This is a genomic window from Sinorhizobium sp. (assembly GCF_059070375.1).
This window is the reverse complement of record NZ_JCACWC010000003.1, coordinates 1917625-1941137: the sequence shown is the minus strand read 5'-3', so window position 1 is coordinate 1941137 and position 23513 is coordinate 1917625. Positions and strand designations below refer to the sequence as shown.

Here is a 23513-nt window from a genome sequence, read left to right as displayed (position 1 = left end):
GGGGACTACTGATAATGAGTGCTGATCATTCAACCTACACGCCAACGACGGGCATCGAGAAGTGGGTTGACTCCCGTCTTCCGCTGCCCCGGCTCGTTCACGACTCGTTCGTCTCCTATCCGGTTCCGCGCAACCTGAACTACGCTTACACCTTTGGTGCTATGCTTTCGGTGATGCTGATCGTGCAGATCCTCACCGGCGTCGTCCTGGCCATGCACTATGCCGCAGAAACGAACGTCGCCTTCAATTCGGTCGAGAAGATCATGCGCGACGTCAATCACGGTTGGCTGCTGCGTTACCTGCACGCCAACGGTGCGTCGTTCTTCTTCATCGCGGTCTACCTGCATATCGCCCGCGGCCTCTATTACGGCTCCTACAAGGCGCCGCGAGAGATCCTCTGGATCCTCGGCGTGGTCATCTATCTCCTGATGATGGCGACCGGCTTCATGGGCTACGTGCTGCCCTGGGGGCAGATGTCCTTCTGGGGGGCAACCGTCATCACCGGCTTCTTCTCGGCCTTCCCGCTGGTGGGCGAGTGGATCCAGCAGTTCCTGCTCGGCGGCTTCGCCGTCGACCAGCCGACGCTCAACCGCTTTTTCTCGCTGCATTACCTTCTGCCGTTCATGATCGCAGGCGTCGTCGTCCTGCACATCTGGGCGCTGCATGTCACCGGCCAGACCAACCCGACCGGGGTGGAGGTCAAGTCCAAGTCCGACACCGTGCCCTTCACGCCCTATGCGACGCTGAAGGATGCGCTCGGTGTATCGGTTTTCCTGATCGTCTATGCCTGGTTCGTCTTCTACATGCCGAACTTCCTCGGACACCCGGACAACTATATTCCGGCGGACGCGCTGAAGACTCCTGCTCATATCGTTCCGGAATGGTACTACCTGCCGTTCTACGCGATGCTGCGCGCCATCACCTTCAACGTCGGCCCGATCGACTCCAAGCTTGGCGGCGTTCTGGTGATGTTCGGCTCGATCCTCATCCTGTTCTTCCTGCCCTGGCTCGACACGTCGAAGGTCCGCTCGGCTGTCTACCGCCCCTGGTACAAGCTGTGCTTCTGGATCTTCGTTGCTAACTGCATCATGCTCGGCTGGCTGGGTTCGCGCCCGGCGGAAGGCCTCTATGTCGTGATGTCGCAGCTCGGCACGTTGTATTACTTCGCCTTCTTCCTCGTCATCATGCCGATCCTCGGTCTGATCGAGACGCCGAAGCGCATTCCTAACTCCATCACCGAAGCGGTGCTGGAAAAACAGAATGCCAAGGCGCAGTTGAAGCCCGCACGCGCCTGACCGGAACAGCGATCGATAAGGAATCCACAACAATGAAAAAGCTTGTTACAGGCATTCTGTCACTTGCTGTCGTCGCCGGTCTCGGGTTTGGAGCGGCTGTCGCGCAGGACGAAGCAGGCGGCGAGGAGCACGCCGGGGGCACGCCCCACTACCCGATCCACAAGCCGGAACAGCAGGACTGGACTTTTGCCGGGCTGTTCGGCCACTACGACAAGGGGCAGCTGCAGCGTGGCCTGAAGGTCTACACCGAGGTCTGTTCGGCCTGCCATTCGATGCAGCTCGTGTCCTTCCGGACGCTCGAGGACCTCGGTTACTCCGAAGCGCAGGTGAAGGCCTTCGCTGCGAATTACGAAGTCGAGGACGGTCCGAACGCGGATGGCGAGATGTTCACGCGCAAGGCCGTTCCGTCCGATCACTTCCCGTCACCCTTCCCGAACAAGGAAGCGGCGGCTGCTTCAAACAACGGCGCGGCACCGCCGGACTTTTCGCTGATCGCGAAGGCACGCGGCATCGAACGCGGTTTCCCGCAATTCGTCTTCGACATGTTCTGGCCCTACCAGGAAGGCGGTCCGGATTACATCCATGCGCTTCTGACCGGCTATCAGGATCCGCCGGCGGGCGTGGAAGTGGCGGAAGGCACGCATTACAACCCGTATTTCGCCAGCGCCGCGGCACTGGCGATGGCACCGCCGATCTCAGACGACCAGGTCACCTATGACGACGGCGCCCCCCAGACCGTCGACCAATATGCCAAGGACGTCTCGGCGTTCCTGATGTGGGCCGCCGAGCCGCATCTGGAAGATCGCAAGCGCACCGGCTTCATGGTCATGGTGTTCCTGCTCATCTTCACGGGCCTCATCTACCTGACGAAGAAGTCGGTCTACGCGAACAAGGAACATTGATCCGGTTTGCCTGCTGGCCAGCAGGCCTGACCGACAGGAAGCCTCGGTGTTTTTACCGGGGCTTTTTTTGTGGCATGCGGGCAGAACGCAGAATTCGAAGCGAAGGCCTGCCGCAGGTATTCTCCCCCATAAGGGGGGAGACGACACGCGGCTTGACCTTCACCGATCCCAAACAATGCCGTTGGCAGACCGCGTCGCTTGAAGCGAGTGCCAGCCGGTTTCTCTCCGTGGCAACGGCTCCCCAGAGGAGCAGATGTGTATGTGCCCTAGGTCGTGTTGAGATTCCGGCCACCGGCGCTGCTTGTTCGATCGCCTCATCCCTGTGCTCATCCCCGGTCCGTCATTCCTGTGCTTGTCACAGGGAACCAGCCAGACCAAGTCCTCGGGCTGAAAGAACGCTTCCCGCGCCGCAGACGCGGCGCTGCTGGATCCCTGTGACGAGCACAGGGACGAGGGCGGAGAGGGTGCGATCCCTCGGCGCGTTTCATAATCGTGAAGAGAGCGAGGCGGCGCGGAAGCTCCCGCCCGTATACAGCGTCCCGCTTCGCTTCGATGTAGTGGCCGCACATCCCGGTCCCTCATTCCTGTGCTTGTCACAGGAATGCAGCCAGCCCAAGTCCTTGGGCTGAAAGAACGCTTCCCGCGCCGCAGACGCGGCGCTGCTGGATCCCTGTGACAAGGTCAGGGTTGAGGGTCGAGAGGGTGTGACCCCTCGGCGTGTTTCATAAACCGTGAAGATAGCGAGGCGGCGCGGAAAGGTCGCGGGCCAGGCCCGGGTACAGTGTCCCGCTTCGCTTCGATGTAGTAGCGGGACATCCCGGTCCCTCATTCCTGTGCTTGTCACAGGAATCCAGCCAGCCCAAGTCCTTGGGCTGGAAAGGCTCTTCCGCGCCGCAGACGCGGCGCTGCTGGATCCCTGTGACAAGGTCAGGGATGAGGGTCGAGAGGGTGCGACCCCTCGGCGTGTTTCATAAACCGTGAAGATAGCGAGGCGGCGCGGAAAGGTCGCGGGCCAGGCCCGGGTACAGTGTCCCGCTTCGCTTCGATGTAGTGGCCGCACTTCCCGGTCCCTCATTCCTGTGCTCGTCACAGGAATCCAGCCAGCCCAAGTCCTTGGGCTGGAAAGGCAGACGCGGCGCTGCTGGATCCCTGTGACAAGCACAGGGATGAGGGTCGAGAGGGTGCGACCCCTCGGCGCGGTTCATGAACCGTGAAGATAGCGAGGCGGCGCGGAAAGGCCGCGGGCTAGGCCCGTTTACAGCGTCCCGCTTCGCTTCGATGTAGTAGCGGGACATCCCGGTCCCTCATTCCTGTGCTCGTCACAGGAATCCAGCCAGACCAAGTCCTTGGGGGCTGGCAAGGCTCTTCCGCGCCGCAGGCGCGGCGCTGCTCTCATCTCTGTGACGAGCACAGAGAGAGATGAGGAAGAGGAGAGATGAATAGAAACGGCCCCGTCTTGCGACGAGGCCGTTCCCGAGAGACCGATTGCTGTCCGTGTCAGCTGAAGCGCCCTGCCGCGTGGGCAAGCATGGTGTAGACCTTGCCCGTATCGGACGTCAGGTAGGTCTGGGTGATGCGCTTGTCGGGATCGTTGCGCGCCACATCGGCGAGCAGCTTTTCGAAGTCGGCGATATAGCGGTCGACGGCGGTGCGGAACTCCGGTTCGCGATCGTATTTGCGCTTGATTTCGTCAAAGGTCTGCTGCCCCTTCAGCGTGTACAGGCGGCGGGTGAAGACGTCCCGTTCGCCGCGCTGATAGCGCCGCCAAAGCTCGACGGAGGCGTCGTGGTCGATTGCACGCGCAATGTCCACCGAGAGCGAATTCAGCGACTCGACCACATGGCGAGGGTTGCGGCTGTCGCCGGCTTTTGCGACCGGTTGGCTTTCCGCCGACCGCGGCCGCGCTGCTGCAGGCTCTTCCTCGCGGGAAGCCGCGCGCAGGAGATCGCGCATCCAGCCGCCGCCCTCTTCGGCGCGTTCCTCCGTTGCCGGCGGCCGGGCAGGTTGCAGCGGGCGGGTGGCCTGCTCTATGCCCAAGCTTCCGCGCAGAGCGGCATTCGGAGCCGGCTGCGGTGCGGCAGGCTGCGGCACGGCGGCTTGCGGCAGCGATGACTGCGGTACGACGGCTTGCGGTGCGACGACGCGGGCGGCCGGGGCAGCGGGGGCTTCCTGCTGGCGAACCGGCTGGGCGACTTCGAGCTGCGAGGAAGACTTGCCGATGATCTCGGACAATTCCTGCAGCGCCTTGATCTGTTCGCCGACGGCGCGCCGCATCAGCGCGGCATTTTCCTTGGCCTCTTCCGGAAGGTCGAAAGCGCCGCGCTTTAATTCTTCGCGCGTCATGTCGAGTTCCTTGCGGATTTCGCCGGCGGAACGACGGATGTCGTCGGTTGCGCCGTTGAAACGGCCGATCGCATCCTCGATCGCCTGGCGGACGGCTTCGCGCAACTGTGCTGCGACGCCATCGGACTTCTTGCCGCTCTCGGCCAGCATACGCTCGACGTCGGAGACCGACGCACCGATACTGCCGCGCAGCCGCGAGGCCGCGTCCTTGGCACGCTCTTCCACGGTGGCGAACGCGCCTTCGAGCGCCTGGCCGGCTTCCTCGCCGGTCTTTGCCATGACCTGCCGCAGGGCCTCGGAGGCGCTGAGTGCACGTCCTTCGACCTGCGAAAGCGTCTTGTTTGCGTCGGCGAAGGACGTCTCGACGCCGGAGCGCAGTCTGTCGGCGATCTGGCGTGAACGTTCCTCGGCCTGCGAGAAGACCCCTTCGACCGAAGCGGCGGCTTCATCGCTCGCCTTCACAAGCGTATCGCGCAGGGCCTCTGCAGCCTCGGTTGCCCGCTGTTCGGTGTTCGACAGCAGTCGGCCCACATCGGCGAAGGAGGTTTGGATCCCGCTGCGCAGATTGCCGGCAACCTGACCGGAGCGTTCCTCGGCGCGCTGGAAGGCGCCGTCGACGAAGCCCTCGAGAGCGCGCATGGTCCGCTCGATCTCCTCCGAACGCTGGACGAGGCCGACCGAGAGTGTCCGAAGTGCGTCCTGGCGCTCTTCGAGCGTGCTCACCAGGTTCGACTGGGCGGCCGCCAGGAGGTCGGAAGCCTGTCCGAGTACCTTCGAATGGTCTTCGAAGCGGCCGACGATGCCGCCGATCTGCGACAATGTCGAGGAGGAAATGTCCGACAGCTTGTCGACTTTGCCTTCGATCAGGCGGGTCGAGGTGGAGAGCATGTCGGAGGCTTGCCGCGCCGTTTCCGAGACCTTTGCGGCGGTCGCCTCGAGCCGCTGGTCCATGTCTCCGAGATTGCCGCTCGCCTGGTCGATGACCGTGGCGATCGCCGAATTGCTCGACGCAAGCTGGTCGATCAGGCCCATGGCCGTCGACTGCAGCCGGTTCTCGACCATTTTCATCGCCTTGGCGGTCTCTTCCGCACGCAACGAGATGGCGTCGAGCGTCTCGCCGGTCCGTTCGGTAATGGCGTTGATGAGCGCGGCGTTTTCGGCACGCAGGCGGTCGGCGCTTTCCTGGGTGAGGGAAGCGATGCGTTCGGCGGCCTCCTTGCCGGTGGCGGCGTATTGTTCGATGACAGGGCGAGCCTGCTCGTCGAGAAGACGCGACAGTTCCATCGAGCGCCCGGCAAGCATCGAGTTGAGTTCGCGGGTGCTTTCGTCGAGCGTGCTGCGGATGGACTGGCCGCGCGCATCGAGCGCTTTCTCCGCCTCTGTCAGGCTCTGCTGAATGCTCTTGGCATGGGTCGCGATCTGGCTGTTGGTCGAGGCCAATCGGGCGGTCGCCGTGTCCGCGGCTTCCGCGACCGAGCGGGCGAGATCGGCGTGGCGTGCGGCCGTGGCCGATGCGGTTTGCTCGATCGACGATGCAAATTCGGCGTTGCTCGCGGCGAGCGCACCCGCGAAGTCGGCGCCGGCCTTGGACAGGAGCCCGGCCGACCGGGCGGCTTCCGCGTCGATCTCCTGGGTGGCGTCGCTGACGGCACCACGCAGGCTGGTTACGAGCGCCGCAGCTTTCCCTTCGATCGTGCGGTTTACGTTGTCGAGGCCGATATTGAGGGCCCGATCCATCGTGCCGAGCCGCTCCTCGATCCGGCCCGTGCCGGCTTCGATGGCAGTCGATATGCGCGTTGCCGCAGCCTCGCTGATCCGGTCGATTTCGCCTGCGCGCTCACCGAGGCTGTCGGCGATCCGCTGGCCGGCATTGTCGACGATCGCATTGACGCTGCCGACGCTGTCGCGGATGCGCTCCTCGAGGGAGCCGAGGCTCGTTTCGATGCGCGCGCCGGTATCACCGAGAATGGCGTCGACATCGCCCACGCTGCCGCGGATGCGCTCTTCGAGGGAGCCGAGGCTCGTTTCGATGCGTGCGCCGGTTTCGCCGAGAATGGCGTCGACATCGCCGACGCTGCCGCGGACGCGTTCTTCGAGCGAACCGAGGCTTGTCTCGATGCGCGCGCCGGTTTCGTCGAGGCGGCTATTGACGCCGCTGATCGAAATGTCGACGCGATTGGTGAGCGTGTCGGCCGCCAGACTGATCTGATCGGCTGTTTCGGCCAGACGTTCCGCAATCTCGCCCGTCGTCGAGCGCATGCGGGAGTCGAGCGCCTCGGCGCTGCGATCGATCGCTCCGGCGATCGAGGCCTGGCGCTCTTCCAGCGACATTTCGAGCATGCTGGCGCTGGTCGCCAGTGTGGTGGCCATCGCCATCGACTGGTCGGACAGCAACTCTTCGAGACGCTCGCGTCCCTGGCCAACCGAGAGGTTGATGGTGTTGATCCGATCGTCGAGGGTCGTGCGCAATTGCTCATGGGTGGTCGCCAGCGTGTCGCGCAGTTGCGCGGCCTTGCCGGAGAGCGTCCGATCGATCTCGGTGGCCTTGTCGGCAAGCGATGCGGTTGCTTCCGACGTGCGGGCGGCGAGCGCCTCGGTGCTGCGCTCGATCGCACCGGCGATCGATGCCTGGCGCTCTTCCAGCGACATTTCGAGCATGCTGGCGCTGGTCGCCAGGGTGGTTGCCATCGCCATGGACTGATCCGAGAGCAGTTCTTCCAGCTGCTCGCGGCCTTGGCCTACGGCAAGGTTGATCGCCGTGATCCGGTCGTCGAGCGTCGAACGGATCTGGTCGTGCGTCGTCGTCAGCGTATCGCGCAGGTGCGAGGCCCTGCCGGTGAGCGTCTGTTCGATCTCGGCCGCTTTTCCTGCAAGCGAAGCGGTTGCTTCCGACGTGCGGGCGGTAAGCGCTTCCGCAATTTCGGCGCTTGTACCGGCCAGCGTCTCGGAAATCTTTCCGACTCGGCTGCTCAGGTCCTCGGCAATGCGGGCGCTGGTATCGGTGAGCGTATCGGCGATCAGGCTGACGCGGCCGCCCAGGTTTTCGGCGACTTCGGAGACGCTTTGCGAAAGCTTGTTTTCGATCTCCCCGACGCGGTCGGTCATGGTCTCGGCGACCGCCATGGCGCGGAAAGTCAGGCTGTCGGCGACGTCCTCGGCATGACGGCTGAGCGAGTCAGCCATTTCGCTTGCGCGGGCCGACATGGTGGAATTGATTTGCGTCGCGCGCTCGGCGAGCACGCCGTCGAGCGCCGCTGTCTGGTTAGACAGTGCGTCGGTGATCGACTGCCCACGCTCGGAAAGGACACGCTCAAGCCGTTCTGCTGTGCCGCCGACGGCGCTTTCGATGACGCTTGTTCCTGAGGCGAGGGCGGTCGACAGCGCGGCGGTCCGTTCCGAAAGCGTGTTGTCGAGCCGATGCTGGCTTGCGGCGATCGCGCTCGTGATCTCGTCGGTGGAGCCGGTAAGAGTTCAGCTCGATGCGGGCATGAGCAGACTGCAAGCCTTCGATGAAGGCGGATGTACGGGAGTCGAGTCCATCCGTCAGGCTTCGCTCGCTCGCCGTCAGCGCGTTGGCAAGCGCATCGGCACGCTGGCCGAAGCCGTTCTCGATGCGCTCCTGCGCTTCGGTCAGCGCGCCCATCAGCGATCCGGTCTTGTCGGAAAGCACGCTCTCGATGCGGTTGTGCGCGTTGCCGATCAGGCTGCTGAGCTCCGAGGTGCGGCTGCCGATCGTCTCCTCGATGAAGTCCTGCGTCGCGCCGAGCGCCGTTGCCAGGGTGAGCGACTGGTCGGACAGCGCCGAATTGATCTTGTCCACGCTGCTGTCAAGGGCGCCGCCGATCGCCTCCGAGCCGCCGGAAACGGTCTCGTTGATCCGGTGGAGGCTTTCCATGAGCTTGGTGTCGAGCTGGCTGGCCCGCTTGTCGAAGGCGCTTGCAAATTCGTGGAAGCGTTCGTCGAAGGCGCTTGCCAGCTGGCCGACCGTCGTCTGCAGCTTTTCCTCGAAAAAGCCGCCGCGCAGATCGAGATCCATGATGGCGTCGTCGGCGCTCGACTTGAGGCTCTGGCGGAAGCTCGCTCCTTTTTCGTCAAGGGCCGAGTTGAGCGAGGAAAGCACGTCGTTGAGACCGCCGGAAATCGCCTGCTGGCCTATCCTGAGGCTCTCATTGAGGTCACGTGTGCGGGCGATCAGCGTCTCGTTGAGCTGACGGGCGCGTTCGTTCAGGGCGGCGTTGAGCTTCTCGGTATTGGCGTCGAGCGTCGAGGCACGGGTTTCGAACTGGCTGAGCAACTGCTCGCCACGCTGCGTCAAGTTATCGCTGAGTGCATCGAGACGCGCGTCGAACTCGTTGCTGAGCGCCACTCCGGCGGTCGTAAGGCCCGAAAGCAATGCGTCGGTCCGCGTGGTCAGCATGGTGCTCAGATTTTCGAGCGCATGGTCCGATTTGTCGGTAAGTGCCGCGGCCCGGGTATCGATGAGGGAAGCGAAGGCCTCCCCGGAAACGGCTATTCGCGAAGCAATGTCCTCGCTTGCAGTTTCGAGATCGTCCTTCAGCTTGGTATGCGCGCCAGCGATAGCCGTGCGGATCCGGTCCGAATGGCCGATGATCGCTTCGCGTTCGAGACCGAGCTCCTGGACGAGCGTGCGGACACGCAGTTCGTTTTCGCTGTAGCTGCGCTCGAGTGCGCTGACTTCCGAATGCACGAGCGCTTCGAGCTCGGTTGCCCGGGCGATGGTGCGCTCGATGCCCTCGTTCATCGCCGAGACTTCGCGGCGCACGGCCTGACCGACCGTCATGACGCGGTCGGCGGCATTGGTTTCCGGCTCGGCGAGGCGCATCGCGACCTCGGCCATCGAACGCGCGGCGCTGCGCAGTTCCTGAGCACGCGCGATCATGATCGCGAAGGAGAAGAAGAGCATGACGGGCAGGGCGATGCCGAGCAGGATGCCGATCGCTCCAGGCATTGCCGCGAGATCGCCGAGAGAGCGGATCTGCCAGATCCCGGGCGCATAAAGAAGGTGGGCGACGCCGAGTCCGGCCACTGTCCAGACCAGCGAGACGATCGCAGCGACCCGGATTGCCGCGCGGCTCGAGCGGACCTCCAGCGAGCGCAGCATGGCGGCTGGGGATTTGCGCATGTCATCGTTGGCCGGCGCCAGGGGGGGCTGCTTCGGAGCCATTTCGCTCGCAAAACTGCGCGGTGCTTCGGCGCCGCGCGCGGGCTTCGCAGCTTCCTGTTGCGTTCGTGCGGCGCGGGCCTCACCGGAACCGGCGGCCTGGCGGGCGCTCTCGGACACACTTTCCGGCACCGGCTCGTCCAGGGAAGTCTCGTCGTTCAAGGCCGACTTCAGGTCGTCAAAGTCGATCTTCAGGGCAGCTTCCAGCGCCTGGAACGCCTTTTCGTCGATCGACTCGTTGGTCTTCTTCGTCGCCATACGGATACGCCTCACTACTATTGCCCGATGATGGCCGTCTTCCTGTGCCGCCAGGTGCCCAGCGGAACATCCGAACCAGGGCGGTGACCGCAAGGTCCAAGCTTCGCAACGAAGCCACAGATTGACTGATCACCCATTATATCGCCTCGATGGATAGCCGCAGCCTATGTCCTGCGACACCTTGGGACGCAGCTTATCCACCGGAACAGTTGCCATTTTCATATACGGACCCGTTCCTAATCGTATCGTAGTGACACATTAGCCGGGCTCTTACAATTATGAGCGTTCCCCATTCATTAAAATCCTAATGATTTCTTAACGGAAGCGAGCCCTCGGGACCCGAAAAGCCAAGGGAATCAGCCGGTTTAATGGTCGTTAACCATTTCCTCAATTTTTCTGCCTCCATTGCGCCGCGTTTTAGGTCAATGGCAGTGCCGCGCACCGATAATCCTGTTTGAAAACGGTGCGATTGTTTACGCGAAATCGATTGTAGGAAGCGAGCCCATGGCGGCACTCAAGATAGCCTTCGAGGCACCGGACATCCCCGCAAGTTCCACTCCCTCCAGCAGGAATCCCATCGACCTTGCGCATCTCTACAAACAGACGATGGGGGACACGGCGCTCGAGACCGAGGTCCTGAAGCTCTTTGCGCGTCAGGCACGCCAGGCGATGGCCGAGATGGCGGAACGTGACGCAGAGGCCTGCAGCCAGGAGGCCCACCGTCTGAAGGGGGCGGCTCTCGCGGTCGGTGCGGTCGCGGTCGCCGAGGCTGCAGCCGCCATCGAGAAATGTCCCGCCGATGCTGCTCTGCGGAGCGCTCTCGGCGCTGCCGTTCTCGAGGCTGAGCTCTTCGTTTTGAAACTCTGCCGTTGACCTGAAGCGCGCGCACTTATCGGGCGCAAGAGCGGGGTGAGGAAAGCGGGCGCGGTTTTCCGCTCGCATCCCGCTCTAACTTTTTGGGGCCGGTCACGCTCGTGTCGGTCGACCCCGACCTAGAAACATGAACGTGATCTGGCTGCAGCTTGTCGTTATTGTGCATGTCGTTGTCCCAAAACCGCTGCGCACTTTTGGGCGGGATGGCTTAAAACCTATCATTAAACGCGATCTGCCCGACCGCCGCGGCAATTTGAGGCTGTGCGGACCGGCCGCATCGTGTTGACTGGCCGGTTGATTTGTTGGAAGAACGTGCCCTGAATTCAAAGCCGGGGCACCGCCTAGTCCTGACAAGCCCTGTGCCAGCCGGCCGGCCCCTCAATTCGTTCCGGAAAGAAAAATGACAAAACTTACGATCGTAGCCTTTGACGGCGCGCGCCACGAACTCGATGTCGAGAACGGCTCCACGGTCATGGAGAATGCGGTTCGCAATTCGGTCCCCGGGATCGAGGCGGAGTGCGGCGGGGCCTGTGCCTGCGCCACCTGTCATGTCTATGTCGACGAGGCCTGGGCGGCGCAGGTCGGCACGCCGGAAGCGATGGAAGAGGATATGCTGGACTTCGCCTACGACGTGCGTCCGACCTCGCGTCTCTCCTGTCAGATCAAGATGAGCGAAGCTCTGGACGGGCTTGTCGTTCATGTCCCCGAGCGCCAGGCCTGATCGGCTCGAACGGCCGTCGTTGCAAAAAAAAGCCTCGCCGGTCAATCGACAAGCGAGGCTAGGAGGGCGCATCGCATGCAGATGAGGGAGGGAACATCTGCCGCACCAGGACACGCCAGGAGAACCTGTGCTGCCTCATCGTCCGGATAATGCTGCAATAGCCGAAGACGACGAAGCCAAACTCACGCCGGTTGCCACTAAAACGCGAGATCTCGGTATTGATCCGCAATCCAATGTCAACTTCATCGAGCAGTTGAACTTCGGTTCCTCCGCTCGTTGCATGATTTTAATATAGCTGAGTCGGCTGCGCCCCGCTATCACTAGATTCCGCCAGTAAAATACTGTGGGTTCCCGGCGTTTTCTTCTGAAGCGGAAACTATATCCCACCGTTTCTTTGGGGTATTCCGATCGAAAGCGCAGACACGGTCCCGCGCTTCGCGCCGCGGCGATGCACGGCCTGCCTCACGCCATCAGCGGGCCTTGGCGTTCTTCTTCAGGCTTTCGAGGCGGTATTGCAGCAACCGGATCATCCGCCGGTCGAAATTCGCCGCCTCGGTGCGGTCGAAGCGCGCCTGGTCCTTGTCGTGCCGCTCGACTTCTTCGGCGCTTACTTCCGCTACCCGGGCCTGCATGCGCTCGCAACTGTCCTCGGCTTTCAGTGAAAGCAGTGCCTTTTCCATTTGGCGCGCGTGGATGCGCGCGATCTCCGCATGGCGTTCCTCGTGCCGCTTGATGTCGCTCGCCAGCGTGTCCCAGACCAGGGCCAGATCGCGGCCCGCCTGTCGACGATATTTCCAGCGTGGCAGAATGATGCGCGTGTTGAGCGTGACTTTGGCCGAGCCCACCGCGCAGCGGTCGTCGCGACTCACATAGGTGACCGTGCCGCCGAACTTGATCCGGGTGGCGCCCGGATGCCGCGTCCCGGTGCTCTTCATCATAGGGCCGGACGCCGAAAGCGCCTTGTCGAGTTCTGCGGCCGTGCGCCCGCCGATCGAGAAGTAGGAGATTCTCTTGCTGATCAGTGTTTCGCCCGAGGCATTGCCGAACGGGACTCCGACGAGCAATGCGACCAGGGCTGCACGCAGCGGGATGTGTAGTCGGGGCATGGAAGCGCGTTCTCGCCGGTTGAACTTCATTGAAGCTTGGGGCATAGCCAAAGCCAGCGCAACACAAATCGGCCCCAACCGACGTCGACAAGCTTGCAAGGTGTGTGAGGAAGGCGTCATAACATGTTGCTTTCGAATGATATATTTGCACCATGACGGGCGGTGAATTCAAACCGTTCAGCTGCGGACCGGAACAATGACATACGATCCATTTCAGCCCTGGCGCTGGCAATTGGCGCATGGACGCGATCTCGAACTGGGCCCGCGTGGCGTTTTGATGGCGATCATCAATGTTACACCGGATTCATTTTCCGACGGCGGGCGCTTCGCTGATCCCGACGCTGCTGTCAGAGCTGCGCTGCGCGCACTGGAGGCGGGTGCGGAAATCCTGGATATCGGCGGCGAATCCACGCGACCGGACGCCAAACCGGTTAGCGCCGACGAGGAACAGGCCCGCGTTCTGCCCGTTATCGCCGCGATCGCGCGGCAGTCCCGGGCCGTCATCTCGGTCGATACCTACCGCGCGGAAACCGCGCGTTTGGCGGTTCACGCCGGCGCCCACATCGTCAACGACGTGCACGGGTTGCAGCGCGAGCCGGCGATCGCGACCGTGGCGGCCGAAACGGGTGCGGGGCTCTGCATCATGCATACCGGACGCGATCGGGAGAAACTGAGCGATGTGATCGAGGATCAGTTCCATTTCCTGGAACGGTCCCTGCAGATCGCCGCCGACGCCGGCGTGGCGCGGGAACGGATCGTGATCGATCCGGGCTTTGGATTCGCGAAGGACACGAACGAGAACCTCGAACTGATGGCACGCTTCAGGGCGTTGCATGGGTTTCGACGGCCGCTTCTCGTCGGAACTTCGCGCAAGCGCTTCGTCGGCGCGGTGACGGGCCGAGAGGCGGAAGGCCGCGACGTCGGTACCGCCGCGACGACGGCGCTCCTCAGAACGGCCGGCGCTGCGATTTTTCGGGTACACGATGTCGCAATCAACAGGGATGCGTTAGCGGTGGCCGATGCTATGCTGGCCGCAAAGATCAGCTGACGGGACATGAAGCCATGACTGCGACCTACACGATCACACTGAAGAACTGCGCGTTCTTTGCCCGCCATGGCGTGCTCGACGAAGAGGAGTTTCTCGGGCAGCGTTTCTTCGTCGATGCGGAACTGGTCGTCGACCAGGGGACGGCGCTTGCCGAGGACTGCATCGACGACACCGTGCATTACGGCATAGCCTTCGCCGAGATCGAGAGGATCGTCACTGGACGCCGGCGTTACCTGATCGAAGCGCTGGCGCTTGAGGTCGCCAAGACGCTTTGCGCCCGTTTTCGCCAGATTCGCCGGGCGAAGGTCTCCATCCGCAAGCCGAACGCGCCGGTTCCGGGCATCCTGGACTACGTGGAAGTCACGGTCGAGCATGTCGCCGAATAGGAGCTGGCGGCACGCGATACTCGGTCTCGGCGGCAATCTCGGCGATCCGCGCCGGGCGATGGCGGAAGCCCTGCGGGCGCTCGATGCGCGGTCGGATTGCCGGATCGTCGCGGTTTCGCGGCTCTACCGCACGCCGCCATGGGGCAAAACGGATCAGGATTGGTTCTTCAACGCCTGTGCGGAAGTCGAAACGACGCTGGAACCAGAGGCATTGCTTGCCGCCTGTCTCGAGATCGAACGGGCCATGAAGCGCGTGAGAATGGAGCGCTGGGGTCCCCGCACCATCGACATCGATCTCCTGACCTTCGGTGACCTCAACAGGGCGAGCGCGACCCTCACGCTGCCTCATCCGCGCATGACCGAACGCGGCTTCGTGCTGAAGCCGCTCGCCGACTTTGCGGCAGACCTTGCCGTTCAAGGACGGACAGTCAAAGAATGGCTGGGCCTGGCGGATGTGAAGGGCATCGAAGTGGCCGACGAAAACGTCGAATGGTGGCGCGCGGAGCAATAAGCGGAGAGGCCGTGCTCGTACAGGTCTGTCGGGAAGGGTGGTTACTCGATCGAACCGACGGCGATATCGTCCATTTGCCGGTTGAGGCTCACACCGATGACCGGAACCATGGTGTCCTCGACCTTCACCGAGATCGTGATGTTCATTGTTTCTTCGCCGTGCAGGCGCGCGATCATCGCGCCATTGAGCTTTTTGCGGTTGATCCCGACGACCACCTTGTCCTTGGCAACGCTGCCGGACACGACGTCGAGACCCTTGCCCTCGGCACCGTCCAGGAACTTTCCGGTGTAGCTGTTGCCCTTCCGGACGATCGTCGCCGACATCGGCTGCTTGAATACCCCGACGCGGCAGAAGCCGTCCAGTTTCAGGCCGGCTTCGTTGCCGGGTGCCGCTTCACCGGTAAGATCGCAGGTAAACTTCGTGCCCTTGTACTTGCCGGCAACGATTTCGCCCGGGCCTTTCCATTGCCCGGCAATCCTGTCGAAGAACGCCTTGTCGCGGGCGCCGGAGAACGCGGGTGTCGCAAGGCCCGCGGCGGCGACGAGCGCGATAACGGCAATGCCGCGAACAATCGGAGAAGGGCGCGAGAGCATGAGCAGTCCTTGATGGATCAAGCTGGAAACTGACGTCTACATTGCCGTGAAAATGGTTAACGGATGGTTTCAGCCTGGCTTCTGGGCCGCTTATCTTGCGTAGAGGGCAGGGCGCGCCGGCGATCGATCGACGATCAGCCGGCTGCGTCCTCGGACCGTGCGGCGCCGGGCGCCAGGTCGCCCAGAAAGTCGCCGATACTGGGGCGCTTCAGCGCGCGAAACGGCATCGGCCTGCAGAGATCCATCGCCGCGATCCCTATGCGCGCCGTCATCAGCCCGTTGATCACGCCCTCGCCGAGGCGGGCGGACAGCTTGGATGCCAGGCCGTGGCCGAGGATCTGCTGGATGAGGCTGTCGCCGACGGCGATCGAGCCGGTGACGGCGAGATGCGCGATGACGTCGCGCATCAGGCGCAGCAGGCCGAGCGTGCCCGGGCGGCTGCCGTAGAGTTCGGCCATGGCACGGATCAACCGCGCGGATTCGTAGATCACGTAGCCGAGGTCCACGAGAGCGCGCGGACTGACGGCAGTCACGATCGACACCCGCTTCGCGGCGCCAAGAATGATCCGCCGCGCCTCGCGGTCGAGCGGCGCCAGCAATTCACGCTCCGTCAGTTCGATGAGATGGGGTGCATCGATGATATCGCCCTCGGTCTCCGTCAGGCGGGCACGGCCCTTGGCCGTCCGGGGATTGCCGGCGAGCAGGTGAACGAGCCTCGCGGTCGCAGCACGTGCGGCTTGCGTCTTTCCGGCTGCGGCGGCCGCGGCCAGATCGGCTTTCAGCGTCTGGACAGCGGTCAGTTGCATCATGCCGAAGATTTCGCGCGCGACCACGATCAGGAAAGCGACGACGCCGATCGCCACGACTGCGACGGCCCCGTAGCCAAGCCAGTCGGCGCGCGAAAAGAGGTCGCGCACGAGCCGGTCGATCCAAAGCCCGACCGCGAGCGAAATGAGGATGCCGAAAGCCGCCCCGGCGATCTTGCCGAAGGAGAGCCGGCGCCGCTGCGGTTTTGCTTCCGGCAGGTTGAGCGATTCGATCGCCGCGGTGGTCCCGATGAACGGGTCCTCGGCATCGGGGGTCATGACGATCTTTTCGCTGAAACTCCCCGGTGAGCGCCGCGGCGTCTGTTCCATCTGGCGTTTGGTGGCCTCCTCGGCCTCGACGGAAAAGGCGGCCGGCCTGCGTCGACGGTCGTTGAAGTCATCACTCATGCCAGGCGATCTCCGAGTAGGAACTGCATGGCCCTGTCGAGCCGGATATGCGGCACGGAGAGTTTCAAACCGCCGCGCGTCTCCTCGAGATGCGGCGGCCGGAAGCGGACGAAATTCAGTTCCGGCATTGCTTGCTCCGGGGCGGAGGCGGATAGGGCCGATGCGGAGACGCGGTCGACGGCTTCAAAAAGAAGTTCAGGATCTTCCGGCAAGTCTCCAGGAAATATCGCTGTTTTCTTTTCGCCGTCGAATATCTCGCCATTGATCTTTTCACCGGCGATCGGCGTTCCGACGATCACGGGCAAACGATGGCCATCGTGGTCTACGGTGGCTTCGCGCGTCGCTCTGACAGATGCGAGCGCCATGACCTCAAGGCCCGCCCCGCTCATTCCTATTCGCTCGGTCGCCCGGCTGACGAGGCGAGCCGTGATGCGCTCGAGCCGGTCGTGACTTTCGTGGTGCAGGTGATCGGCCTTGGTGGCGGCGATCAGTACGCGGTCGATCTTGCGCGTGACGAACGAAGTCAGCCAGGAGTTGACGCCGGGCCGGAAGCAGGCAAGCACGTCTGCCAGAGCCTGTTCCAGATCCTTCAGCGCCTCCGTGCCGCGGTTGACCGCCTGAAGCGCGTCGACAAGCACGATCTGGCGGTCGAGGCGGGCAAAATGTTCGCGGAAGAACGGTTTTACCACATGCGTCTTGTAGGCTTCGTAGCGGCGCTCCATCATCGCCCAGAGCGAACCCTTTGGGGCGCGGCCCGCAGGCAGGTCGGGGAGCGGCGAGAAGGTAAGCGCCGGCGACCCTTCGAGATCGCCCGGCATCAGGAAGCGGCCAGGTGGCAGGGTGGAGAGGGACCGGTCGTCGTCCTTGCAGGCCTTGAGATAGGCGGTGAAACTCTCGGCAAGCCGGCGGGCGCTGCCTTCGTCGGCCGGCGTCGAGGCTCCGAGCGCGACGGCAAGTCCCAACCACTCGCTCGACAGGTCGGCGCGCATGCCGGTGCGTGCGCGTTGAACCGTTGCGTCGCTGAACTGCCGGAAATCCTGGCCGAGCAGCGGCAGATCGAGCAGCCATTCGCCGGGATAATCGACGATGTCGATCGACAGCCGCCCGGGAGAGAACAGACGGTTCCAGCCGCTGGCGCTTTCGTAATCGAGGGTGATCCGCAGCTGCGATATGGCCCTGGTCGAATCCGGCCAGGACCGATCCCGGACCAGCGCCGCAATGTGATCCTCATATTGAAAGCGCGGCACCGCGTCGTCGGGCTGCGGTTCGAGCCGGATCTTGGATACACGGCCCGACCGGACCGGTTCGAATACCGGCAGCCTCCCTCCGTTCAGCAGGTTGTGGACGAGCGAAGAGATGAAAACGGTTTTGCCGGCCCGCGAAAGGCCGGTGACGCCGAGCCTGAGGGACGGGGTGACGAGACCCGCGGCGCGGTCGGCGAGATTGTCCAGGGCGATCAGCGCGTCGTCTTTGAAACTGGTGAGAATGGGCGCCAAATTGTTTCGTCCCTTCGGGAATGATGAGCGGTACGTTTGATTTGCCGATATCCCAACCGGGTCGCGGGCATCCGCGTAGCGTCTGGAGCGATATAGGAAATGTTTCCGTCAGCGCAACAAGACGAAGCGAATTCGCCGTTTCCGCGGGGCGGAAGCGGCTGGCAGGGCCTCATCCTTTCCCGGCTTCTTCAAGGGCGGGAACGAGGAACTTCGAAAGTGTCGCTGTCCATGCCCTTCCGGCTTTCGGCCGCGCCGCAAAATCGATCACCGCCATTCCGGCCGGCGGATATCCGTCAGCGAGTGCCGCAGCCGCCCGTTCTTCGCCCAGAATTCGTCGAAAGAGCTCCTCCATCATCGGATTGTGCCCGATGATCATCAGCGAGGGTCGGCTCGCATGCGCCTCGACAAGGTCGGCATAGACGGTCGTGGGACCGGTATAGAGTGGGTCGAGGTACCGAATGTCGATATCTTCGCCAAATGCGCGGTATAGCGGTTCGGCCGTCTGCCGGCAGCGGACAGCCGTCGAACAAAGAATCAGCTCCGGCCTGATGCGATGGTCGGCTGCGGACTGTGCCGTGAGTTCCGCCTCCGCAAAGCCGACACCGTCGAGCGCGCGATCGAAATCGCTCTGGCCGGGCAGAGCCCAGCCCGATCGGGCGTGGCGAAGAAGCAGAAGCTGGAAGGCCGGGACGACGCTGTCTTGCATGTATTCACCCGGTGTTGGAAATCCCCAGGATGGAGGCGCCCGTGGTGCCGACGGCTGGAAACGCCTTGCGGATGCTCCGTTGTCCCGCCGGTCGGCGTAAAGATCAAGCCGCGTTTCGCGGTTTTTTGATCCGGTGCGCCCATTGAACCGATGCGGGTCGCGCACCAAATGTCGCAATCCGAAATGCCGTCGTGCTCGCCCGTGGAACGTCAAGCGGCCGATGCTGTCGGCGGTGAGCGGTATTTCGGCGTTCAAGACTTTGCGTGTAATTGTGATGAAATATTAGCCGGTTAGCCTGCGATGCGGGCAGTGTTAAAATGCAGTTAAGCACTGATTACAAGGCTTGAATCAGAGCTTCCATAGGTCTATACACCGCCGCAATGAGATGTTCTTCAGGAGAATCGCGTTGAGTGAGAAGATCGATCTTAGTACCTATGTCCTGTCGGAGGACGAGGATTTTATGAATGCGAACCACCGGGCATACTTTCGTGCGAAGCTGAATGCCTGGAGAAACGACATCCTTCGCGAGGCCCGCGAGACACTGGATCACCTGGCGGAGGAGAGCGCCAATCATCCTGATCTTGCGGACCGCGCCTCGTCCGAAACGGACCGGGCGATCGAGTTGCGCGCTCGGGACCGTCAGCGGAAGTTGATTGCCAAGATCGATGCCGCGTTGCAGCGGCTCGATGAAGGCACCTACGGCTACTGCGAGGAAACCGGGGAGCCGATCGGACTGAAGCGCCTGGACGCCCGGCCGATCGCAACTCTCTCGATCGAGGCGCAGGAACGTCACGAGCGTCGCGAGAAGGTCTACCGGGACGAATAAGTCCCGGGACACCGTTGGGACTATCGAAAACGGCGCGGTTCGACCGCGCCGTTTTCATTTGTGCACCGATGCGTTGTTCCGCGGCGTACGAGTTACAATTTGCGGCTCACGGAGATATCGGCGAGCATCCTTTCCATTTCTTCTTCGATCGTCGGCTCCTTGCGGGTCTCCTGCGAAGGCGATCCGAGTACCGGTTCCTGGCGACCGGCGGGCCTGATCTCCGGACGCGGCGGCCCTGAAGGTGAGAAGCGCTGGAGATCGCCGCTGATTTCCGCATCGAGCATGCGCTCGAATTCCGCGGCCGCTTCCGGCGCTGCGGGCCGAGGCGGGAGTGATTGGCCCGGCATGCCCTTTACCGGCTCGAGCGCCGTAAGCGGGACGGGGCGCTCTTCGCGAGCAGCGGGCTCCACCGGAAGCGAGCGGTCACGCACCGCGCTAAAATCGGTGTGCGACGGCTCGATGGCTGATACCGGCGGAATGTGAGGCGCAGGTAAAGGCCTGGAGACCTGCTGCGGCTGCGGTGAACCGAATGCGGGGCCTTGCTGATCCGGAACCACCCGCACCGGAGGCTCCGGGCGCGCGGCGACCCGCGGCGGCTCGCTCGGGCGCGCCGGTTGCCGAACGGGCTCGGCGGCAGCTTCCGTCGGGAGAGGGCGTTCGGGCGGGACAGGGGAAGGAACCGGCTGAGGCCGGGTTTCCGCAATCGGGGCGCGGGTCGTCTTTTCTTCCGGCTGCGCCTGAAGTGCGGCCGGAACCGGATTTTCTCCCTCGGGCGCGATGCGGCTTTCGATCACGATGTCCGTCGGGCCGCCGATCATGATCAGGTGCTCGACGTCGTCGCGGCGGACGAGCACCAGCCGCCGACGCGTGTCGACTGCGGCGGCATCGAGCACCGCAAGCCGCGGCTGCCTGTTCTTGCCGCCGCGGACGAAGGGAGAGGAGGGCTTGTTGCGCATGAGCCGAAGCACGGCGACCAGGCACAAGAGACCGATCGCAACCGCTCCTGCGGCGATCATGAACCGGCTGGCGTTGTCCCCGAGGATTGTTTCCAACATAGGCTGAACTCCTTACTGCCGCTTCGCATGTCAATATTTGACGGCTTTTTTCGGGCTTGGACAAGCTTCGGCCCGACATTCCCTGTGAATTGACCGCAGCGCTTCCGCAGAGACGCTTTTTGCTGTTATCTCTGATTGTTAAAGATGATTCCAGGGCGATGCGCGAAAGCGCGGAGGGCGGCCATCGATTCGCGACGATGCCTTCGGACCCGGCCACCGCATGGTTCCTCAAGCCAGAAACGGATTGGGGATAATCATGCGGCAATTCAAAGTATTGCAGCGGCCCTTGTGCATCCACGGGGATGTACGGCACTGCAAGCGCTCGGGATCGCGTTCGATGCGACCCGGCAGCAGGTGAGGACCCGATGACGAAATTGCGGCAGGCAGGTGACTACCAGATGCCGGTCGTTGACCGGGGCGTTCGTCCGGGAACCATCCTCAGGATCATCCTGCTTGCGATCGTCCTCACCGCGTCGGCTGCCGCTTTCGTCGTCTTCAAGGACCAGCTCGAAAACGAGATCGTGCTCGGCATTCTCGGCGTGCTGGCCATGGTGGGCATATTCTTCCTCGTTTCTTCCGTCATCGGTTTTATCGAAGTGATGCCGCAATCGCGGCCGGACGAACTGGCGCGCGCCTTCCTCGACGCGCATGAAGACGGGACGATCGTGACCGACCGCAAGGGGCGCATCATCTATGCCAACGCAGCCTATGGTGCCCTGACGGGAACCAAGAGCGCGGCAGGCATCCAGTCGCTCGAAACGATCCTGTCGCGTAACCGCGAGGCGACCGAAGCGATCTATCGCCTGACCAACGGTCTGCATGAGGGCAAGCAGGGACATGAGGAGTTCCGACTGCTGAAACCTCTGGCAAACGGCAAGGTGGCCGGTTCCGGCGCCCATTGGTATCGGCTGAAGGCGCGGGTATTGCCGCTCGAGGATGCCGACAGCAATCCGCTCTACTTGTGGCAGATCGCGGATATTACCGCGGAGCGCGACGAGCAGGAGCGCTTCTTCAAGGAACTGCAGAACGCGATCGACTATCTCGACCACGCACCTGCGGGCTTCTTCTCCGCCGGGCGCAAGGGCGAGATCTTCTATATCAACGCGACGCTCGCCGATTGGCTCGGAATAGACCTGACCAAGTTCCAGCCCGGCTCCGTCAGCATTGCCGATCTCGTCGCGGGCGAGGGGCTGGCGCTGGTACAATCGGTACAGGCGGAGCCCGGCCTCAAGAAAACCAAGATCCTGGACCTCGATCTCAGAAAGACCAACGGCCAGAGCCTGCCGGTACGCCTGATTCATCGCGTTTCCTCGGCGCGGGACGGTGCGCCCGGCGAAAGCCGGACGATCGTGATGTCGCGGGAAGGCGACGACGGCGATCAGTCCGCGTCGAATGCCGCGATGCGGTTCACCCGCTTCTTCAACAACACGCCCATGGCGATCGCCTCGGTGGATGGAGACGGCCGCATTCTCCGAACCAACGCTCCGTTCATGAAGCTCTTCGCCGGGCTCGTTTCGCAGGACGAGGTGGAGCGCGGGGCCCTGATCGACGCTGTGGTGCACCAATCCGAGAGAGGCCGTCTGCAGGAGTCGCTGGCTGCCGCGAAGGACCGGCAGAGCGATATTGCCCCGATCGACGCGCTTCATCCCAAGGATGATGGGCGTCACTTCCGCTTCTACGTCAATGCCGTCATCGACCAGAGCGATCAGGCGCCCGAGGAGGCTGCGATCATCTATGCCCTGGAGATCACCGAGCAGAAGGCGCTCGAAAACCAGATGGCGCAGACGCAGAAGATGAATGCCGTCGGAACGCTCGCCGGCGGCATCGCCCATGACTTCAACAACGTCCTGACGGCGATCCTGCTTTCCGCCGACCATCTGCTGCTATCGGCGCGGCCGGCGGATGCGACCTTCGCGGACCTGATGGAGATCAAGCGTAACGCCAACCGGGCAGCCGTGCTTGTGCGGCAGCTGCTCGCCTTCTCGCGCAAGCAGACGATGCGTCCGACGGTGCTCAATCTCACCGACGTCATCGGCGATCTCAGGATGCTCGTCGACCGCATGACCGGCACCAACGTCAAGGTGGAGGTCGACTATGGCCGCGATCTCTGGCCGGTGAAGACCGACCTCGGCCAGTTCGAGCAGGTGCTCCTGAACCTCGCCGTCAATGCCCGCGACGCCATGCCTGCGGGCGGGATCATCACGCTCAGGACGCGCAATCTGCCGGCGAGCGAAGTGTCGGCGCTTGGACGGCGCGAACTGCCCGAGGAAGACTTCGTCATGGTCGAGGTGTCCGACCAGGGCACCGGCATTCCGCCGGAAATCATGGACAAGATCTTCGAGCCCTTCTTCACCACGAAGGATGTCGGTAAGGGCACAGGGCTCGGACTGTCGATGGTTTACGGCATCGTGAAGCAGTCCGGCGGCTATATCTATCCCGAGTCGGAGATCGGCAGCGGTACGACCTTCCGCATCCTGCTGCCGCGGCATGTCGACGTGCCCGAAATCCAGGATGAGGACGCGTCCGCAGCGCAATCCGCGGCGCCGGCGAGGAGCGAACCGGTTGCGGTGCCGATGCCTCGGGCCGAGCCTGCCGACCTGACCGGGGATTCGGCGGTCGTGCTGCTCGTCGAGGACGAGGAAGCGGTCCGGCGCGGCGGCAAGCGCATGCTGGAGACGCGCGGCTATACGGTTCACGAAGCGGGATCGGGTATCGAAGCGCTGGAGATCATGGACGAACTCGAAGGCGCCGTCGATATCGTCGTCTCCGACGTCGTGATGCCGGAGATGGACGGGCCGACGCTGCTGCGCGAGCTGCGCAAGACGTATCCGGACCTGAAGTTCATCTTCGTATCCGGCTATGCCGAAGATGCTTTTGCGCGAAATCTGCCGGCCGACGCGAAGTTCGGCTTCCTGCCGAAGCCCTTCTCTCTGAAGCAACTCGCGGTCGCCGTGCGCGAGATGCTCGACAGCTGACGAGGTTTCTCCTCCGAACCTGT

Annotated in this window: 16 protein-coding genes and 1 pseudogene; 10 read left to right on the top strand and 7 right to left on the bottom strand. The window is 63.1% G+C overall.

The annotated features are described in order from the left end of the window. Positions 1-14 precede the first annotated feature (14 nt). Positions 15-1295 carry a cytochrome b gene (locus tag AC5J09_RS21445; RefSeq protein WP_275602508.1) on the top strand — a complete coding sequence of 427 codons (1281 nt, stop codon included), beginning with the start codon at positions 15-17 and terminating at the stop codon, positions 1293-1295. 32 nt (positions 1296-1327) lie between these two features. Then, a complete protein-coding gene (locus tag AC5J09_RS21440; RefSeq protein ID WP_275597836.1) occupies positions 1328-2197 on the top strand; it encodes a cytochrome c1 in 870 nt (289 codons plus the stop codon). A 1497-nt stretch (positions 2198-3694) separates the two neighbouring features. Here AC5J09_RS21440 and AC5J09_RS21435 read toward each other — a convergent pair. Continuing rightward, positions 3695-9980, bottom strand: a pseudogene (locus AC5J09_RS21435) (apolipoprotein A-IV repeat region-like domain-containing protein). Between the two features lie 504 nt (positions 9981-10484). On the opposite strand from AC5J09_RS21435, the gene AC5J09_RS21430 reads away from it, so the two are divergent. From AC5J09_RS21430 to AC5J09_RS21420, 3 genes are all read left to right on the top strand, one after another. After that, positions 10485-10853, top strand: coding sequence for an Hpt domain-containing protein (locus AC5J09_RS21430; RefSeq protein ID WP_440853404.1), 369 nt, complete (start codon positions 10485-10487; stop codon positions 10851-10853). 400 nt (positions 10854-11253) lie between these two features. Beyond that, a complete protein-coding gene (locus tag AC5J09_RS21425; protein WP_029957011.1) occupies positions 11254-11574 on the top strand; it encodes a 2Fe-2S iron-sulfur cluster-binding protein in 321 nt (106 codons plus the stop codon). Between the two features lie 127 nt (positions 11575-11701). Beyond that, complete coding sequence (locus AC5J09_RS21420; RefSeq protein ID WP_100673122.1) at positions 11702-11869, top strand: hypothetical protein; 168 nt, start codon at positions 11702-11704, stop codon at positions 11867-11869. A gap of 175 nt (positions 11870-12044) precedes the next feature. Here AC5J09_RS21420 and AC5J09_RS21415 read toward each other — a convergent pair whose 3' ends face one another. Beyond that, a complete protein-coding gene (locus AC5J09_RS21415) occupies positions 12045-12680 on the bottom strand; it encodes a DUF922 domain-containing Zn-dependent protease (RefSeq protein ID WP_164867101.1) in 636 nt (211 codons plus the stop codon). A gap of 196 nt (positions 12681-12876) precedes the next feature. Between AC5J09_RS21415 and folP the strand changes: the two genes are divergently transcribed. The 3 genes from folP to folK are packed head-to-tail and all read left to right on the top strand — an operon-like array spanning position 12877 to position 14625. Continuing rightward, the gene (gene folP, locus AC5J09_RS21410) at positions 12877-13728 is read left to right on the top strand and encodes a dihydropteroate synthase (protein ID WP_324761848.1); all 852 of its coding nucleotides are present in this window, start codon (positions 12877-12879) and stop codon (positions 13726-13728) included. A 14-nt stretch (positions 13729-13742) separates the two neighbouring features. Next, entirely contained in the window at positions 13743-14114 is a 372-nt protein-coding gene (folB, locus tag AC5J09_RS21405) for a dihydroneopterin aldolase (RefSeq protein WP_018095110.1), read from the top strand. After that, complete coding sequence (folK, locus tag AC5J09_RS21400) at positions 14101-14625, top strand: 2-amino-4-hydroxy-6-hydroxymethyldihydropteridine diphosphokinase (RefSeq protein WP_324761847.1); 525 nt, start codon at positions 14101-14103, stop codon at positions 14623-14625. The genes folB and folK overlap by 14 nt, the downstream gene beginning before the upstream one ends. Positions 14626-14666: 41 nt before the next feature. On the opposite strand, the gene AC5J09_RS21395 is transcribed toward folK, so the two are convergent. The 4 genes from AC5J09_RS21395 to AC5J09_RS21380 form a co-directional block, all read right to left on the bottom strand. Beyond that, the gene (locus AC5J09_RS21395) at positions 14667-15218 is read right to left on the bottom strand and encodes a hypothetical protein (RefSeq protein ID WP_018095108.1); all 552 of its coding nucleotides are present in this window, start codon (positions 15216-15218) and stop codon (positions 14667-14669) included. A 134-nt stretch (positions 15219-15352) separates the two neighbouring features. Beyond that, on the bottom strand, positions 15353-16432 hold the full coding sequence (locus AC5J09_RS21390; RefSeq protein ID WP_324761846.1) for a YcjF family protein: 1080 nt from the start codon (positions 16430-16432) through the stop codon (positions 15353-15355). After that, positions 16429-17928, bottom strand: coding sequence for a YcjX family GTP-binding protein (locus AC5J09_RS21385; RefSeq protein ID WP_324761845.1), 1500 nt, complete (start codon positions 17926-17928; stop codon positions 16429-16431). The genes AC5J09_RS21390 and AC5J09_RS21385 overlap by 4 nt, the downstream gene beginning before the upstream one ends. A gap of 169 nt (positions 17929-18097) precedes the next feature. Further along, positions 18098-18634 carry a SixA phosphatase family protein gene (locus AC5J09_RS21380; RefSeq protein ID WP_494298441.1) on the bottom strand — a complete coding sequence of 179 codons (537 nt, stop codon included), beginning with the start codon at positions 18632-18634 and terminating at the stop codon, positions 18098-18100. A gap of 406 nt (positions 18635-19040) precedes the next feature. On the opposite strand from AC5J09_RS21380, the gene dksA reads away from it, so the two are divergent. Next, positions 19041-19460 (top strand): RNA polymerase-binding protein DksA, encoded by a 420-nt coding sequence (gene dksA, locus AC5J09_RS21375; protein ID WP_003532995.1) that lies wholly within the window; start codon positions 19041-19043, stop codon positions 19458-19460. Positions 19461-19552: 92 nt separating this feature from the next. On the opposite strand, the gene AC5J09_RS21370 is transcribed toward dksA, so the two are convergent. After that, entirely contained in the window at positions 19553-20515 is a 963-nt protein-coding gene (locus tag AC5J09_RS21370; RefSeq protein ID WP_494298440.1) for a flagellar biosynthetic protein FliO, read from the bottom strand. A 365-nt stretch (positions 20516-20880) separates the two neighbouring features. Between AC5J09_RS21370 and cckA the strand changes: the two genes are divergently transcribed. Next, a complete protein-coding gene (gene cckA / locus AC5J09_RS21365; protein ID WP_338282907.1) occupies positions 20881-23490 on the top strand; it encodes a cell cycle histidine kinase CckA in 2610 nt (869 codons plus the stop codon). Positions 23491-23513: the final 23 nt, after the last annotated feature.

Excerpts from the sequence above, each read along its gene's own strand:
- AC5J09_RS21445 (WP_275602508.1), top strand. The coding sequence starts at position 15 with ATGAGTGCTGATCATTCAACCTACACGCCAACGACGGGCATCGAGAAG.
- AC5J09_RS21440 (WP_275597836.1), top strand. The coding sequence starts at position 1,328 with ATGAAAAAGCTTGTTACAGGCATTCTGTCACTTGCTGTCGTCGCCGGT.
- AC5J09_RS21430 (WP_440853404.1), top strand. The coding sequence starts at position 10,485 with ATGGCGGCACTCAAGATAGCCTTCGAGGCACCGGACATCCCCGCAAGT.
- AC5J09_RS21425 (WP_029957011.1), top strand. The coding sequence starts at position 11,254 with ATGACAAAACTTACGATCGTAGCCTTTGACGGCGCGCGCCACGAACTC.
- AC5J09_RS21415 (WP_164867101.1), bottom strand. The coding sequence starts at position 12,680 with ATGCCCCGACTACACATCCCGCTGCGTGCAGCCCTGGTCGCATTGCTC.
- folP (WP_324761848.1), top strand. The coding sequence starts at position 12,877 with ATGACATACGATCCATTTCAGCCCTGGCGCTGGCAATTGGCGCATGGA.
- folB (WP_018095110.1), top strand. The coding sequence starts at position 13,743 with ATGACTGCGACCTACACGATCACACTGAAGAACTGCGCGTTCTTTGCC.
- folK (WP_324761847.1), top strand. The coding sequence starts at position 14,101 with ATGTCGCCGAATAGGAGCTGGCGGCACGCGATACTCGGTCTCGGCGGC.
- AC5J09_RS21395 (WP_018095108.1), bottom strand. The coding sequence starts at position 15,218 with ATGCTCTCGCGCCCTTCTCCGATTGTTCGCGGCATTGCCGTTATCGCG.
- AC5J09_RS21390 (WP_324761846.1), bottom strand. The coding sequence starts at position 16,432 with ATGAGTGATGACTTCAACGACCGTCGACGCAGGCCGGCCGCCTTTTCC.
- AC5J09_RS21380 (WP_494298441.1), bottom strand. The coding sequence starts at position 18,634 with ATGCAAGACAGCGTCGTCCCGGCCTTCCAGCTTCTGCTTCTTCGCCAC.
- AC5J09_RS21370 (WP_494298440.1), bottom strand. The coding sequence starts at position 20,515 with ATGTTGGAAACAATCCTCGGGGACAACGCCAGCCGGTTCATGATCGCC.
- cckA (WP_338282907.1), top strand. The coding sequence starts at position 20,881 with ATGACGAAATTGCGGCAGGCAGGTGACTACCAGATGCCGGTCGTTGAC.